Origin of the sequence: Bifidobacterium scaligerum (assembly GCF_002802865.1) — a bacterium.
Classification (GTDB): Bacteria; Actinomycetota; Actinomycetes; order Actinomycetales; family Bifidobacteriaceae; genus Bifidobacterium; species Bifidobacterium scaligerum.
The window spans coordinates 261,827-277,416 of sequence record NZ_PGLQ01000003.1 but is presented as its reverse complement, the minus strand read 5'-3'; the positions used below and the strand labels follow the sequence as shown (position 1 = coordinate 277,416).

Here is a 15,590-nt window from a genome sequence, read left to right as displayed (position 1 = left end):
GCAATTGCGAAGGGCTGTGCAAGGTACGCAAGGTGATTGCGCATCGAGTGCGGTGATTGCAGTAACGGTGATTGCAGTAATAAGGAGTGGGGTATGGCTACCAAACTGGTGATTGTGGAGTCTCCGACCAAGGCCCACAAGATTGGCGACTACCTGGGCAAGGGGTACACCGTGCTGGCGTCGGTAGGCCATATCCGCGATCTTGCGCAGCCCAGCCAGGTGCCGGCGGCCGACAAGGCCAAGTTCGGCAAGTTCGGCGTGGACGTGAACGACGGATTCAAGCCGTATTACATTGTGGACGGCGACAAGAAGCGTACGGTCAGCGAGCTGAAATCCGCGCTGAAGGGCGCTGATGAGCTCTACCTCGCCACTGATGAGGATCGCGAGGGCGAGGCTATCGCATGGCATCTGGTGCAGACGCTCAAGCCCAAGGTACCGGTCAAGCGCATGGTGTTCCACGAGATCACCAAGAACGCCATCAACGCTTCGCTCAATAACACGCGAGATGTAGATGGTCATATGGTGGACGCGCAGGAGACCCGCCGCATCCTCGACCGACTGTACGGCTACGAGCTCTCCCCGGTGCTGTGGCGTAAGGTGGGGCCCGGCCTGTCCGCCGGCCGCGTGCAGTCGGTGGCCACCCGTCTGATCGTCGAACGCGAACGCGAACGTATGGCCTTCAAGCGCGCGCCGTATTGGGATATCGTCGCCACGCTGGCCGCTCCTTCGGCCGAAGGTGATCGCGCTGAATTCTCCGCTCGCATGGTCTCTCTGGGCGGCAAGCGTTTGGCCGGTTCCAAAGACTTCGGCGCTGACGGCCAGCTTACGCCGAGCGGCTTTGCGGACAATGTGCGGCAGCTGGACGAAACGAGTGCCGCGGCCATCGCGGAAACGCTCAAATCCGCCGATTTCACGGTGATGAGCATGGAGACCAAGCCGTATCGCCGCCGCCCGCAGCCGCCGTTCACCACCTCCACCCTGCAGCAGACCGCCGGCAACCGGCTCGGCATGGGTGCCCGTGCGGTGATGCGCGCCGCCCAAAGCCTGTATGAGAACGGCTATATCACGTACATGCGTACCGATTCGGTGACGCTGTCGCAGGAGGCCATCGCCGCCGCCCGCAATGCCGTGAGCTACCACTTTGGCGAGTCGTATTTGTCTGCGGAACCCAAGCAGTACGCCACGAAAACCGCCGGTGCGCAGGAGGCCCACGAATGTATTCGCCCGGCCGGCTCCCGGTTCCATGATCCGGATGAGCTCGCCTCGAAGCTTCCGGTTGACCAGCTGCGTCTGTACACGTTGATCTGGCAGCGCACGCTCGCATGCCAGATGGCCGATGCCACCGGCTCCACCGCCACCGTGCGCCTGTCCGCGCCGGCCGGGGCGAATGAGGGCGAGGCCGTGTTCCAGGCGTCTGGCACCGTCATCGAATTCCCCGGCTTTATGAAGGCGACCGGAGAGGGGCGTAAGTCTTCTGCCGGGTCTTCGGCCGCTGCTGGTGCGGGGGCCGCCGGTGCTGCGGCTGCGGGCGCTGCGGGGGCGGGCAAGTCCGGTGATGCCTCCGAAAGCAACGCCTCCCTGCCGCCGATGAGCGTCGGCCAGAAGGTCGAAGCGAGCGATATCGAGCCCGATGGCCACGAAACCCAGCCGCCGGCCCGATACACCGAGGCCACGCTGGTCAAAACGCTGGAAGCCAAGGAGATTGGTCGTCCGTCCACATACGCCAGCATCATCTCCACGATTATGGACCGTGGTTATGTGTATGAGCGCGGTCGTGCGCTGATCCCCAGCTGGTTGGCGTTCTCCGTGGTGAAGCTTTTGGAGCAGAACTTCCCGAAGCTGGTGGACTACCAGTTCACCGCCGAAATGGAGAACGGACTGGACCGCATCGCCCACGGTGAGGAGAGCGGCCGTGACTGGCTCACCCGCTTCTACTTCGGTTCCGGCGAGGGCGCGGCGCGCAATGCCGACGAAGCTCATGAGGGCCTGCAGCAGCAGGTGGCTCAGTTGGGCGATATCGATGCGCGTGCCATCAACACCATCAACATCGGCGACGGGCTGCATGTGCGCGTCGGCCGTTTCGGACCATATCTGGAAGACATGGAGCATCTGGACGCCGAGGGCAATCCGAAGCGCGCCTCGCTGCCGGACACCATTGCGCCGGACGAACTGACGGTTGCCGTGGCTCGTGATCTGATCGACAATCATTCCGGCGGTCCGCGCGAACTGGGCAAAGACCCGGTGACCGGCGGCACGGTGGAAGTGCGCAACGGTCGGTTCGGGCCGTATGTGGCGTTGGTGTTGCCTGCGCCGGAAGGCGCCAAAGGCACCAAGGGTGCCAAGGAGGCGCCTCGTCCCAAGATGGCTTCGCTGTTCAAGACCATGAATCCGGAGTCGCTGTCGCTGCAGGACGCGTTGCGGTTGCTGGGCTTGCCGCGCGAGGTGGGCCGTTACGAGGAGACCAACACCGAAACGGGTGAAGTCGCCGAGTACACGGTTGCCGCCAATAACGGTCGTTATGGCCCGTATCTGACCCGAACTGGAGCGGATGGCAAGTCCGAAACCCGTTCTCTGGGCTCGGAAGACGAGATTTTCACTGTGGATCTCGCTAAGGCGCAGGAGCTGTTCGCTCAGCCCAAGTACGGTCGTGGCCGTGGGCGAGGTGCCGCCAAGCCGCCGCTGCGTGAACTGGGTGCTGATCCGGCCACCGGCAAGAACGTGACCATCAAGGATGGACGCTTTGGCGCATATATTACTGACGGCGAGACGAATCGCACTGTGCCCCGTCAGTACACGCCGGAAACCATTACGCCGGATGACGCATTCCGGCTGTTGGCCGAAAAACGTGCCGCCGGTCCTTCTACGCGTGGGCGCGGCCGCGGGGCGAAAAGCGGCGCTAAGGCGTCGGCTGCGGCGAAAGCGGCGCCCAAGGTGAGTGCCGTGGAAGCCAAGCGCGCCGAACGCCGTGCCGAGGTCAAGAAGTTGGCCGGCAAGGGATGGGCGAATACGCGTATCGCCGAGAAGCTCGGTTCCACCGCCGCCACCGTGAAGGCCGATATCGATTGGCTCACCGCCAATGAAGGCTTCGCCCGTCCGCCGGTTGTGGCCGCCAAACCCAAGAAGAAGTAGCTTTTTTGGAGGGGGCGGAGCGGCGCGGCGCAGCGCATTCGCCCCTGTCGAGTCCTTTTTGCCCCCGTCGAGTCCTTTTCGCACGAATCGGGTGCGCGCGTGGCGGGTACGCTTCTTTTCGTGCGAAATGGGTGTTTGATGGGGGCAAAGGGGAGTAAAGGGCAGGAAAGGGAATCCGTTTAGCTCGGTGCCTCACGCTAAGGTCGAAGGCATGACCGGTCTGTTTATTTCCTTCGAAGGCGTTGACGGCGTGGGCAAAACCACGCAGGTCGAGCGGTTGCGCGCATATCTGGAAGCTCAGGGACGCACGGTTGTGGTGACCCGCGAGCCCGGCGGCACTGCGCTCGGCCGAGCGATTCGCCAGATGCTGCTGCACGGCGTTGACGGCGGCGCAGCGGATATCGCCCCGCGCACGGAGGCGCTGCTGTTTGCCGCAGACCGCGCGCAGCATGTGGCCGAAACGATTCGGCCGGCACTGGAGCGCGGCGAGGTGGTTATTACAGACCGCTACCTCGATTCCTCGTTGGCCTATCAGGCCGGTGGCCGTGAGCTTACGCTAAGGGAAATCAAGGATTTAAACCTCTGGGCCACGAATAACCTGTTGCCCGCCCGAACCTATCTGCTGGATATGGATCCGGCGCTTTCGCATAGCCGTCTCCAGCATGCGGAGGATCGTATGGAATCGGCCGGCGACGACTTCCAAAGCCGCACCCGTCAGGCGTTCCTCGATCTGGCAGCCGCTGAACCGACCCGATTCCGCGTGATCGACGCCAGTCAGAGGATTGAACAAGTCTGGGCCGCCATCGAAGTGGATGTCGAGACACTGCTGAAGGAGCTCGCATGAGCGTGTGGGATTCGCTGGTGGGGCAGAAGCCCATCGTGGATATGCTGAGCCGCATCGCGCAAGGCGACCCCAGCCAGCTTACGCAATCATGGCTGATCTGCGGCCCTCCCGGCTCCGGCCGTTCCAATATGGCCCGCGCTTTCGCGGCCGCCCTCGAAAGCCCGGACCATGGCATGAGCGACGAGCCTACGCGCATCACGCAGCAGGTGCTCGCCGGCACGCATCCGGATGTCACAGTCCTGGCCACCAATAAGGTGACCATCGGCATCGACCAGGTGCGTGACATCATCACGACTTCCGAGCAAATGCCGTCCACCGCTCCGTGGCGCATCATCATTATTGAAGATGTGGACCGCATGCTGGAGCGCACCACCAATGTGCTGCTGAAAGAGATCGAGGAGCCGGCCGAACGCTGCATCTGGCTGCTATGCGCTCCCAGCGCGCAGGACGTGCTCCCCACCATTCGCTCGCGATGCCGCGTGGTGAACCTCGCTGTGCCATCTCCGACCGCTGTGGCCGAATTCCTTACAGCGAACACTGGCGTCGAGTTGAAGATCGCCCAGCGCGCGGCCCGTCTCTCGGAGGGGCATATCGGTATCGCGCGTCTGTACGCCACGAACGAGCGCGTGATGTCCGACCGCGACGAGCTTGTGGTTGGCGTGCTCAATCTTGCTCGTGCCTCGGACGCGGTGCTTCTGGCCGGCAACCTGATCGATAATGCCAAGGGACAGGCCGAGACGGATGCCAACGAGTGGTCCGCCAAGCAGGAAGCGGAGTTCCGCCGAATCAACGGTCTTCAAGAAGGGGAGCGGATTCCGCCGAAACTGCGCGGCGCGTTCAATCAGGTGGCCAAGAAGGACGACGTCAAGCGATTCGCCACCCGCCGCACCCGTGACGTACTCGACCGTGCGCTGAACTCGGTGGCCTCCATCTACCGTGATGTTGCCGTGCTTCAGAACAATGCCGAAGACTCGGTCGGGCTCATCAACCTTGAGAATCGTACGGCCATCACTGAGCTGTCCGTACGGCTGGACCGTGCCGGTGCGGTGGCACGCTTGGATGAAGTGGCGCGCGCTCGCAAGCGTCTGGCGGGCAACGGCAATCCGCTGCTTACGTTCGAGGCTTTGTTCTGCGCGCTGATTCCGTGAATCGAACTAGCCGATGGACTGCAGATGCAAGCCGTTCACACTCAAGCCGTTCGCATAGGACGTTTCGCATAAGACGTTTCACATAGGGCGCACAGGGCACAGCCATACGTTTCCTGGGCGGAAGGTGTTGAGTTTATGCATCGGCGTGCAGTATTGCCGCCAGAGACTCGGCCGCTGATTCGGCATCGTCGCCTGTTGCGGTGATCGTCACGACATCGCCTTGAGCAAGGCCTAAGCCCATGATTGACAGTATGGATTCGGCGGATACCGGTGCGGCTCCCGGTAAGGCAATCGTGACGGTGCAGCCAGAGGCTTGTGCCGCTTGCACAAGCCGGGCTGCCGGACGAGCATGGATGCCAAGGGGATTGCGGATCGTGACCGTACGGGTGATTGTCGTCATGAGAACGCTCCCTTGAGTGCCGGCGTATGGCTGCTCATTGCCGCTGATAGGTTCGTCAGCGGCAATACGCGCCTGTTTGGCGACGAGTATAGTGCCCAAGCCGGTGCTCTTGCCAATTCCTGCCAATGGAAGGTCGTTGGCGCGGAAATCATGGATTCGGCGACCTCGGCGGTAACAGGGGCCGCGATACACTGGAGCGTATGAAGATTTCCGCTGATTTCACGGTGGTGCCTGACGATTTCGCCAAGGCGGCCGCGCCCGAATATCGGGCGGGCGGCGTTCCGGTCATCTCCTTCCCGTTCTATGTGGACGAGGTGAATCCGGAAGCCCGCTATCTGCACTGGACGTTCACTGATCCCGATTCCATTCCGGTGTGCGGTTTCGAATGGATTCACTGGACCGTGGCGAACCTGCCCATCGACGCACTGATGTTCGATTTCAATGACTCGCATGCGCTCGCCATTCCGCCGGACTTCTCCCGTCAGATGCCGGCCATGATTCCTGAAGCTGTGCAGGGCCGCAACTCTTCAGCCTCCAAGTTCGTAGGGCGCGACAACGACCCGGCTGTGATCATGCGATACAACGGCCCGCAGCCGCCGGACAAGGATCATGACTATTACCTGCATGTCTGGGCCACTCGCGAGCCGTTGCCTGGGCTCAATCAGGGATTCTGGATGAACGAACTGCTGCACAAGCTGCGTGAATGCGGCGAAAACCCGGATCAGGGTGGCATGTTCGTCACCGGCAAGGCGTGAGCCCCGGCGTTTACGGATATCCCGGGCATTCCGCCGTGCGGGCATCCCGGGCCATTCCCCGTGTGGGTATCCCGCCGGATGCTGAATAGATTTTTGAGTGCCACGAGCGCTTAACAGACAAGAAAGGACATGCACCTAACTATGGCCTGCACCACCATTCTGGTAGGCAAGGACGCGAGCTATGACGGCTCCACCATCATCGCCCGCAACGAGGATTCCGCGAACGGCGAGTTCAATCCGAAGCGTTTCATCGTCGTGAAGCCTGAGGAGCAGCCGCGCGAATACAAGTCGGTAATCTCCCACGTCACCATTCAATTGCCGGACAATCCGCTGCAGTACACCGCAGTGCCGAACGCCGATCTCAAGGAAGGCATTTGGGGCGAAGCCGGCGTGAACGAGGCGAACGTGGCCATGAGCGCCACCGAAACCCTGACCACCAACGAGCGTGTGCTCGGTGCCGATCCGTTCGTGGAATACACCCCGGCCAAGGGCGACGAGCCCGAAGTGGCCGGCGGCATCGGTGAGGAAGACTTCCTGACCATCGTGCTGCCGTACGTGAAGACCGCGCGCGAAGGCGTGCAGCGTCTCGGCGCGCTGCTGGAGGAATACGGCACCTATGAGATGAACGGCGTCGCCTTCTCCGACGCGGATGAGATCTGGTGGCTGGAAACCGTGGGCGGTCACCACTGGATCGCCAAGCGTGTGCCGGACGAGGCGTACGTGACCATGCCGAACCAGCTCGGCATCGACGAGTTCGACCTGACCGACGCGCTGGGCGATCAGGAAGATCACATGTGCTCCGCCGATCTGGCCGAGTTCATCGAAGCCAACCATCTCGATCTTTCTGTGGAATCGACCACGCCGTTCAACCCACGCGACGCCTTCGGCTCCCACTCCGATTCCGACCACGTGTACAACACCCCGCGCGCATGGTCCATGCAGCGTTTCCTCAACCCGTACGACGAAGTCTGGGATGGTCCGGACGCCGATCACAAGCCGGAATCCAACGACATTCCGTGGGCTCGTCAGCCTGAGCGCAAGGTGACCATCGAGGACATCAAGTATGTACTGAGCTCCCACTATCAGGGCACGCCGTACGATCCGTACGGGCAGCTCGGCGACGAGCGCACCCGTCACATGTACCGTCCGATCGGCATCAACCGTCAGAGCCAGCTCGCCGTGATGCAGATTCGCCCGTACCGCCCGCAGGCCTCTCGCGCGATTCAGTGGATGGCATACGGTTCCAACCCGTTCAACACGCTGGTGCCGTTCTTCCCGAACGTGAACACCACGCCCGCCTACCTTGAAGACACCACCACGCGCGTGACCTCCGAGAACTTCTACTGGGCCAACCGCATCATCGCCGCTCTGTGCGACGGCGCGTTCCGCTCCACCTCCAATGCCGTGGAACGTTACCAGGAGAAGACCGGTGCGATGGGCCATCGTCTGGTGGCCGCCACCGACGAGCAGGTGGCCCGTCTGGGACTGACCTCAGCCGAGGCCGCAGCCGAATCGGCCGCCGAAGCCGAATTCGAGGCAGACAACGCCGATGGCGACGTGCAGCCGATGACTCCGGACGAGATCATCGCCGCTGTGCGCAATGACGAAGTCCGCTCGATTCTCGCTGCCGCCAACCAGACCATGGCCGACCAGCTCAAGGAAGAAACCGAGAAGCTGCTTGACTCCGTGCTCTACACTCGCAGCATGGAGATGAAGAACGGCTTCCACATGTCCGATTTTTAATCCGAACGGATCCGAATAGAAAGGCCTGAAATGACCACTATCGAAGACTTCACCAGCCAGTACGGTCTGGTCAAGAAGATCGACGCCTTTGGCTACATGAAGTATCTGGCCGAAAACCCGGACGCCCCGCGCAAGCATGGCAAGGTTGTGCTGGTCACCGCCGATACGCCGCTCAAGGCGTCCCGCGGTGAAGGCAAGACCACCACCACCATCGCGCTGATCGATGCGCTGAACAAGCGTGGCATCGATGCCACCGCCGTGCTGCGTCAGCCGAGCATGGGCATCACCGCAGCCGGTTCCAAGGGCGGTGCCTCCGGTGGCGGCAAGGCGTCCCTGACCCACCCGGAGCTCATCGACTGGGGTCTGTGTGGCGAGATGGGCTCCATTGAAGCCGCTCAGAACCTGCTCGTTTCCTTCGCGGAGAAGGCTGTGGACGAAGGCAAGCTGGACGAGATCCTCGTGCCGCGCGTCTCCGAGGTGCCGAGCCGTTCCCTGCGTTCCATCGCCGTGGATTACGGCAAGGGCAATGTGGCGGAGAAAATGGTGCTCACCCCGACCTGCGAGCTCATGCAGATCGTGGTGCTCTCCCGCTCCATGGATGAGATCGCCGAGCGCGTCTCCAAGATGATCGCCGGCACCAAGGACGGCAAGGCCGTGACCTTCGGCGAGTTCGTGGACCTGTGGCGCATCACCGGCATTCTGGCCGATGCCGTCAAGCCGGCCCTGACTGAAACCGTGAACGGCTCCCCGGTGTACGTGCATGGCGGTCCGTTCGCCAATGTGTCCATCGGCATCCCGACTCTGATCGCCGTGGAAATGGCATGCGCCCTGCACGATGTGGTGATCGTCGAGGCCGGTTACGGCACCGACGCCGGTGCCCAGAAGTGGCTGGATATCGCCTGCCGCGAGTACGGCGCACAGTGGCCGTCCGCCGCCATCGTGGTGACCCGCGCCTCCACGTGGCGCGATGACGCGGATCTGGCTTGGCGCTACCCGTTCCATGTGGACCGCTTGGAGAAGCTGGACATCCCGGCCTTCCCGCTTATCAACCTGTGGGACGGCGAGGACGATCAGATTCCTGAGCTGCGCGAAACCGCAGCCAAGCTGGAGTTCCGTGACCCGATCATCGGCAACCTGTACCGCGATGGCGGCGACGGCCTTGCCGACCAGATCGATGCTTTCGTGGACGTGCTGGTCAACGGCTCCATGCCTCCGGCGCAGCACAGCCACAAGGGCATGCCGCTGATCGAGAACGTGAAGTGGGTTGCCGAGCATGCCTACGGCGTGCCGGCCGAGCGCGTGCTGCTCAAGGACGGCTTCTTGGATTCATTGGCTGAGGCCAACAAGCTGTGCCAGTCCGCCGGCATCTCGCTGGATGATCTGGCGCTGGTGGCGGTCAAGTCCCCGGCTACGATGACCGACAACGATCGTGCCCCTGAAGAGGAGCGCACCGTGACCTTGAAGAAGGTCGAAGTGCATGCCGGCGCTGGCCTGGCTCATGTCAACTTGACCACCAGCCTGACCACCCCGATGCCGAAGATCGTCTGATTCTGTCGAAAAGTGGGGTAACTCGGTTACAAGGGGTTGATTTCGGCATTCTGAAACATCTATCTCGCTTACGAGGGGTGCTTCAATGAGAAAACCCGGAGTACAAACGCTGCAATTTCAGCGGTTGTACTCCGGGGTACCCCATTAAGGAGCCCCTTGTAACGCAGATAGATGTTTCGAAAAGTTGCGATCAGCCCCTTGTAACGCAGAAAGCCTGCCAGCATGACGCTGACAGGCTTTTCTTGCACTTGCAGGCGAACTAACGGGGCCGCCAGCCGTTCAGGCCGTTCAGACCGTTCGAGCGGAAACCCGAACGGTCTTTCCGCGGGACAAATCCGAGCGGCTACGGCTGCCGCAAAACCGCGGGGCCCCAAGCGACGACTCGAAGCTCCCACCCTGAGCCGTTAAACGGAAAGCCTAGTGGGCTTTCCGTAGGCGATGCGAGCAACCGTGCTGCGAAGGGAATGGTGGCAATCAGAAATTGCCGCCATTCCAACCCCAATCGGTGGTAGCGGTGTAGCGGATGTACGTGCGATCCTCGGGGATGCCGAGTGTGGTGCTCAGCGCAGACATGATGGATTCGGTGAGCTGCTCCCATGCGGAGCTCGGCACGGAACGGCCGAACACATTCACCTCCACGTAGGCGGCGGGACGGGAGTCGTCGCCGCCGAAATAAATCGGCATATTGTCTTCAAACGGGCACATCAGCCAGCCCTCGGATTTGCCGGGCACGGCGGAGATGGCCTTGCCATAGGCGGACTTGAGGGCTTCGCGCTGCTCGTAGGTGGTGGCGATGGATACATGGGTGTGAATAACGGGCATGATGCCTCCTTGGCATTACAGAAAATACGACAATTACCGTATTCCAGTCTATCGTCTCTCGCCGCGGCTTTCGGTGGCTTCCCCGAAAAGCAACGGAGAGTTAAGGCATATGTAGGTCTGTACAGCAATACACGCCAGGCGTGCAGGATGCCGAAGAGCAGCGGCACGTAGCAGTGGCACGTGCGCGCACGGGTGCAAAGCAACATACTTAGGCATGCCGCGGCAACAGCATGACAAGATGCAACAGGGGGCGCATGAGAGGCCGGCCCGACCGGCGATGCATCAACGGCAGCGCAGGGCGTCGGTCAGGCCGATAGTGTTGAATACCCTGTGTGAGAAAACTGATTGAACAGCTGATGAAATTCGGCATCGTAGGCGTTATCGCTTTTATCATCGACTGGGGCATTCTGAACCTCTTGGTCGGCGTATTCCACATGCACAATGTGCTGGCCGCCACCATCTCCTTCATCATTTCGCTGATTTTCAACTATCTGGCGAGTATGAAGTTCGTTTTCAAGCATCGACCCGATATGGCCCGTTGGATGGAGATGCTGATTTTCGTGGCGGGTGCCATCGTTGGTCTGTTCATGAATGATGCGATCATCTGGATCTCCACCTATGGCATGAACCGTGATGCCTTCGTCTCGCAGCATGCCGAGTATCTGCTGCGCACGAATATCGGCAAGTTGGTGGCCACCGCAGTGGTGATGGTGTGGAACTTCCTGATCCGCAAATGGCTGCTGGACGATACGCATACCAATGCGATGAACCGTCTGAAGTCCGTCGAGAACCGTCTGACCGCCGAGGAGCTGGAAGCCAAGTGGCAGCGCAGCTTCTCCCACAAGCTCGGCGTCTGGTCCTTGGAGCACACGCCTAAGGGCTGGCCGAAGTAGGAGCTTGTTAACACTAGGAAATACCATACGAGCTATGGCATTTCCCAGCAGTGAACAGCATGCCGGACGCATTGCGTCATCCAGCCCCTATCGGCAGAGCCGGGTCAACGTCGCCCCAGCAGCCGATGCCCCCGGCATCCCTCAAACGCCCAGTACACCCAGTACACCCAATACGCCCAGTACACCCAATACCCGAAATACTCCCAAGACACCCACGAAGAAGCCAAACGGCCGTCGCCATATCGCGGCCATCGACGGCCTGCGCGCCCTCGCCATCATCGGCGTCGTCGCCTACCATACCCGTCCTTCACTGTTGCAGGGCGGTTTCTTGGGCGTCACCGTGTTCTTCGTCATCAGCGGTTTTCTGATGACCCGAAGCCTTATCGCACAATTCGCGCGTACCGGCACCATCTCGTACGGCGCATACCTGCTCAAACGCGTGCGACGGCTCCTGCCGCCGGTCGTAGTGATTATCGCGTTTACCGCAGTGGGCTGTCTTCTGGTCGCGCCGAGCCTGCTGCCCAAGGCGCAGTCCGATGTGTTGCCATCGCTGTTCTTCGTAAGCAACTGGGCCTATATCTTCAGGCATGTCTCCTATTTCGCCGCCGCCGGTCTGCCTTCGCCGCTCACCCATCTGTGGTTCCTCGGCCTGCTGATGCAGTTCTCCGTACTGTGGCCAATTCTGCTGCTCGCGCTATGCCGCAGTTGCGCGTCGCGGAAACTGCGTGCTGCGGTTATCGCCGTACTGATCGTGGCCTCCACCGTGCTGATGGCGGTGCTGTTTGACCCGAACGCCACCGGCAGCCGCGTTTACTATGGTTTGGATACGCGCGCCGCGGAACTGTTGACCGGCGCCCTGCTGGCGGTGGTGTTGCCCAATGGTCTCGCGTATCGATACCGTGACGCCGATCGTGGCGATGGCACTGATGCACAGGGTAGGAACGATTGGCACCGTCTGCTGAACAGCAATGTATTCGGCGGCGTGGCTTTGGCGTTGCTGGTTATAGGTTTCCTCGCCGTACGCTCGAATATGGTGTTCCTGTACCGTGGCGGCTATCTGGTTACCGCGCTGCTGACCGCTGTGTTGCTTGCGGTGGCGATTGCGCCCGGCAGCGTCATCGGCCGTGTACTCGCGGTGCGTCCGTTGCGATATCTCGGTTCGCGATCGTTTTCGTTGTATCTGGTGCACTACCCGTTGCTGGAGGTGATGAATCCGGCGACGAGAACCACGCGTCTGGCTTGGTGGGAATGGATCGTGCAGGCGTTGGTGTTGTGGCTCGCCGCTGAAGCGTTGTATCGGTTGGTCGAGCATGCGCCGCGCGCGATCGCCAGAGCAAGCAAGCCGGCGACGGGTGAGACGGCTGCGGCATCCGCGAAGTCTGTGCTGGAATGGCGTCGCTTGGCCGACATATTGCAATTCAGGACGGGACGGTCCGCCGGCATCGAGAAGGCTCGCGTCATTTGCCGTCGCGTTATCGTGGTGATTGTACTGCTGTGTCTGCTGCCGCTTGACTGGAACGGAATCGCCCAGGCGCGCTCCGCTCAGTTGCGTCCGGCAGTGGCGCGGTCCAGCGCGGTCAAGTCCAAGTCCAAGTCCGGCGACCAATCGAAACAGTCGAGCGATTCGGCCGATCACAAGCAGTATAAGAATGCGACCAAGCTGGTTCCGGTGGCGGAGAAAGTCCCGGATAATCTCGATACGTCCGACTGGACGTACGATGCCTCCACCGGCGTGTGCAGCGCCGATCCGTTGCTGATCACTGATTCGGTGGCGATGGGTGCCACGGGTGTGCTGAACGTCACTTTGCCCAACGCCGTTGAGGACAATAAGATCGGCCGCCCGCTCACTGATTTCCCGGCCCTCTACCAACAGCATGTGGCGGACGGCGACGATAAAAGCGTGGTGATCGCGGCGCTGGGGGCGAACAACGCGAGTATCAGTACCCCCGAAGCGTTCGAGGACGCGGTAAAGGCGGTTGACGGCAAGCCCATATACTTCGTCACGGTTCGAGATCCGGCGATCAGTCAGGACTGGGTGAATCAGAACTTGCGTTCAGTGGCGGCTGAGCACAAGAACGTTGGTGTCATCGACTGGTACGGGACCAGCGAAGGCCATAGCGAGTATTTCTATGACGACGGCACGCACTTGACCCGCGGCAGTGGGATGGGTGACGAAGCCTACGCCACAATGGTGGTCAGCGCCCTGTGCGGGCAGTGACGTGCGGGGTCGCGCGGGCAGTGGCGAAAAGCGCCCAAGGTAATTGGACCGGAGCTGTGGTACGTAACTGCAAAATAACGATTCTCGGGATTACGTACCGGGCCTAGTTGGTACGCAACCGCATAGACCCCGGATTCTCCGCTTACGTACCAAACCGCGACATGGAGAAACCTTGGAATTCCGCCAATATGAATATTCGGCAGATGAAGCTGTTCGTTGTGGCTGTGGTACGTAACTGTAAAAAACGATTCTTGCGGTTTCGTACCAGACCTAATCGGTACGCAACCGCAAGGAGCCCGTACTTCTCACGCGGGCAGACCGACCCAGCGGGCAAGCCTGCCCAGCCCCCAGCCCCCTCTCTCTCACACCGCGACTTCGGTAAGCGTCGGCTGCTCCGTGGAGCTTTTGATCTGCTTGAAGCCCACCAGCGCGATTACCAGCGAGGTGATGGCCAGGGTGGTCACCACCATAAAGCCGCCATGCGAGCCCATGCGGTCGATGAACTGACCGGCGACCGCAGAACCGGCCGAGGCGCCGATCGAGTTCATCGCACCCATCCACGCCATACCTTCCGTCAGACGCGAGGGCGGCACCAGATGCAGCATCAGCTGATTGCCGTTGATCCACGTAGGGGCCTGGCACACGCCGATCAGCAGATAGATGATCATGATGACCCACAGGTGCTTGGCGAACATGAACGTGCCGATGCCGATGTTCACCACCGCCAAGCAGAAGTAGAAGCGCTTCCACAGCGGAATGGCCCAGTTTTTCGCACCGTACACCAGCGCGCCCATCAGCGAGCTGAACGAGAAGCACGCGAACACGAAGCCCGTGTACTGCTTCATATTCGATTCGGTGGCGAATGCGATGATCGAAATGCCGGCGGCCGACTGGAACGCGCCCAGTCCGAACCAGGTCACGCACACGGCGACCAGACCCGGCCCCCAGATCGATGCCTTCTTGCCGGAGCGGACATCGGCCACGGCGGCTTCAATGGAGGCCTGGATGGCGGCCTGATCGGTCACTCCCTCGCGCTCCATGCGGTGCCGGGCCTCCTCGGCCGCGGTCTCCACCTTCAGTGCCTCGGCCCGTGCGGCCTCGCGCTCGCGGTATTCCTTGCGCGAAATGCCCTCGGCGCGGGCCAGCGCGGTCTGCGACGGCGGCTCGGTGGTCAGTTCCGTGAGGAACATCAGCGCGCCGACGATCACGCATACGCCGGTGAACGAGAACGCCAGCAAGCCGGAAATCACCGCCAAGGTGGAGGCCAGCGGATTGCCGATCACCCACATGCATTCATCCAGCACGCCGCACAGCGAAAGCGCACGATTCGTACCTTCGCGGTCGCCCTTCAGAATCTTGGTCCAACGGGCGCGGCTCATCGCGCCCCACGGCGGAATCGCGGCCAGGAATGGGGTCAGGCAGTACAGCACCCATTCAGGCGCGCGGTTGGTGATCGACGTCGTCAACGCGATCGCAGCCGCGATCCACACGATAATCGTCGGAATCGAAACCTGACGCTGGCCGAACTTATCGGTGAGTTTGCCCAGCAGCGGGGTGGCCACGGCAAGTGCAATAGCTTGAATCGCAGTCAGCATGCCGGCCAGCGAGTAGTTGCCGTAGTAATGCTGCACGGAAATGGTGATGGTCATGCCCACCATCGGGAATGGCATGCACGCGATCACCGAACCGATCGAATAGCGTGCGGTGTGCGGAATACGCAGCAGCTCGGCGTATCCGCCAAAAACCTTATGTCCGACTTCCCTGATGGCGGCCGTGACGGTGGTCTTGTTGTCAGTGGACGAGTTATTGGACATAACAGCACTACGCTCCTTTCCGCTCCCGATTGGATGTCCCTCGCCGCCCGTGGCGTTGGTTGGCGAAGCCCTCATCGAATGATGTGTCTGTCCATGGTCGCGCAAAGTTTGCGTGGATTGAACTGGCTTGCACGAGTGATAGTCGCGGTTGCGTGCCCTGATCCGCAGTTTGACCTGCAGCCTGCCGCGCAACCGATCGTGGACCGAACCCCAGCCCGCATATTTGCGTCACGGCTACTCTATGCGGTGGCTCATGGTGACACGCGGTAATTACGC

The 15,590-nt window shown here is 61.3% G+C and carries 11 protein-coding genes; 8 read left to right on the top strand and 3 right to left on the bottom strand.

Translation table 11 applies throughout. The annotated features are described in order from the left end of the window. Nucleotides 1–93: 93 nt before the first annotated feature. The 3 genes from topA to CUU80_RS06970 all read left to right on the top strand — a co-directional run bounded on the left by topA (nt 94) and on the right by CUU80_RS06970 (nt 5,121). Complete coding sequence (gene topA / locus CUU80_RS06980) at nt 94–3,129, top strand: type I DNA topoisomerase (RefSeq protein WP_100496585.1); 3,036 nt, start codon at nt 94–96, stop codon at nt 3,127–3,129. 211 nt (nt 3,130–3,340) lie between these two features. Continuing rightward, on the top strand, nt 3,341–3,973 hold the full coding sequence (gene tmk, locus CUU80_RS06975; protein WP_100496584.1) for a dTMP kinase: 633 nt from the start codon (nt 3,341–3,343) through the stop codon (nt 3,971–3,973). Beyond that, the gene (locus tag CUU80_RS06970; protein ID WP_100496583.1) at nt 3,970–5,121 is read left to right on the top strand and encodes a DNA polymerase III subunit delta'; all 1,152 of its coding nucleotides are present in this window, start codon (nt 3,970–3,972) and stop codon (nt 5,119–5,121) included. Before tmk ends, CUU80_RS06970 begins: the two co-directional genes overlap by 4 nt. Before the next feature lie 133 nt (nt 5,122–5,254). Here the strand turns inward: CUU80_RS06970 and CUU80_RS06965 are convergent, their stop codons facing one another. After that, the gene (locus CUU80_RS06965) at nt 5,255–5,521 is read right to left on the bottom strand and encodes an HPr family phosphocarrier protein (RefSeq protein WP_100496613.1); all 267 of its coding nucleotides are present in this window, start codon (nt 5,519–5,521) and stop codon (nt 5,255–5,257) included. Between the two features lie 200 nt (nt 5,522–5,721). Between CUU80_RS06965 and CUU80_RS06960 the strand changes: the two genes are divergently transcribed. The 3 genes from CUU80_RS06960 to CUU80_RS06950 all read left to right on the top strand — a co-directional run bounded on the left by CUU80_RS06960 (nt 5,722) and on the right by CUU80_RS06950 (nt 9,567). Next, nucleotides 5,722–6,276: a YbhB/YbcL family Raf kinase inhibitor-like protein gene (locus tag CUU80_RS06960; RefSeq protein WP_100496582.1), complete on the top strand. Its 555-nt coding sequence runs from the start codon at nt 5,722–5,724 to the stop codon at nt 6,274–6,276. A 141-nt stretch (nt 6,277–6,417) separates the two neighbouring features. Continuing rightward, a complete protein-coding gene (locus tag CUU80_RS06955) occupies nt 6,418–8,019 on the top strand; it encodes a C69 family dipeptidase (RefSeq protein ID WP_100496581.1) in 1,602 nt (533 codons plus the stop codon). A gap of 30 nt (nt 8,020–8,049) precedes the next feature. Then, on the top strand, nt 8,050–9,567 hold the full coding sequence (locus CUU80_RS06950; protein ID WP_100496580.1) for a formate--tetrahydrofolate ligase: 1,518 nt from the start codon (nt 8,050–8,052) through the stop codon (nt 9,565–9,567). Nucleotides 9,568–10,041: 474 nt separating this feature from the next. On the opposite strand, the gene CUU80_RS06945 is transcribed toward CUU80_RS06950, so the two are convergent. Then, nucleotides 10,042–10,389, bottom strand: a complete 348-nt coding sequence (locus tag CUU80_RS06945; RefSeq protein ID WP_100496579.1) for a tautomerase family protein — start codon at nt 10,387–10,389, stop codon at nt 10,042–10,044. A gap of 356 nt (nt 10,390–10,745) precedes the next feature. On the opposite strand from CUU80_RS06945, the gene CUU80_RS06940 reads away from it, so the two are divergent. Then, nucleotides 10,746–11,282: a GtrA family protein gene (locus tag CUU80_RS06940; protein WP_100496578.1), complete on the top strand. Its 537-nt coding sequence runs from the start codon at nt 10,746–10,748 to the stop codon at nt 11,280–11,282. Nucleotides 11,283–11,316: 34 nt separating this feature from the next. After that, nucleotides 11,317–13,500 (top strand): acyltransferase family protein, encoded by a 2,184-nt coding sequence (locus CUU80_RS06935; RefSeq protein WP_100496577.1) that lies wholly within the window; start codon nt 11,317–11,319, stop codon nt 13,498–13,500. 362 nt (nt 13,501–13,862) lie between these two features. Here CUU80_RS06935 and CUU80_RS06930 read toward each other — a convergent pair whose 3' ends face one another. Continuing rightward, nucleotides 13,863–15,314 (bottom strand): MFS transporter, encoded by a 1,452-nt coding sequence (locus CUU80_RS06930; protein ID WP_100496576.1) that lies wholly within the window; start codon nt 15,312–15,314, stop codon nt 13,863–13,865. Between the last annotated feature and the right edge of the window lie 276 nt (nt 15,315–15,590).

Bases quoted from the DNA above. Each gene is read 5' to 3' on its own strand.
- topA (WP_100496585.1), top strand. From the start codon at position 94: ATGGCTACCAAACTGGTGATTGTGGAGTCTCCGACCAAGGCCCACAAG.
- tmk (WP_100496584.1), top strand. From the start codon at position 3,341: ATGACCGGTCTGTTTATTTCCTTCGAAGGCGTTGACGGCGTGGGCAAA.
- CUU80_RS06970 (WP_100496583.1), top strand. From the start codon at position 3,970: ATGAGCGTGTGGGATTCGCTGGTGGGGCAGAAGCCCATCGTGGATATG.
- CUU80_RS06965 (WP_100496613.1), bottom strand. From the start codon at position 5,521: ATGACGACAATCACCCGTACGGTCACGATCCGCAATCCCCTTGGCATC.
- CUU80_RS06960 (WP_100496582.1), top strand. From the start codon at position 5,722: ATGAAGATTTCCGCTGATTTCACGGTGGTGCCTGACGATTTCGCCAAG.
- CUU80_RS06955 (WP_100496581.1), top strand. From the start codon at position 6,418: ATGGCCTGCACCACCATTCTGGTAGGCAAGGACGCGAGCTATGACGGC.
- CUU80_RS06950 (WP_100496580.1), top strand. From the start codon at position 8,050: ATGACCACTATCGAAGACTTCACCAGCCAGTACGGTCTGGTCAAGAAG.
- CUU80_RS06945 (WP_100496579.1), bottom strand. From the start codon at position 10,389: ATGCCCGTTATTCACACCCATGTATCCATCGCCACCACCTACGAGCAG.
- CUU80_RS06940 (WP_100496578.1), top strand. From the start codon at position 10,746: ATGAAATTCGGCATCGTAGGCGTTATCGCTTTTATCATCGACTGGGGC.
- CUU80_RS06935 (WP_100496577.1), top strand. From the start codon at position 11,317: ATGGCATTTCCCAGCAGTGAACAGCATGCCGGACGCATTGCGTCATCC.
- CUU80_RS06930 (WP_100496576.1), bottom strand. From the start codon at position 15,314: ATGTCCAATAACTCGTCCACTGACAACAAGACCACCGTCACGGCCGCC.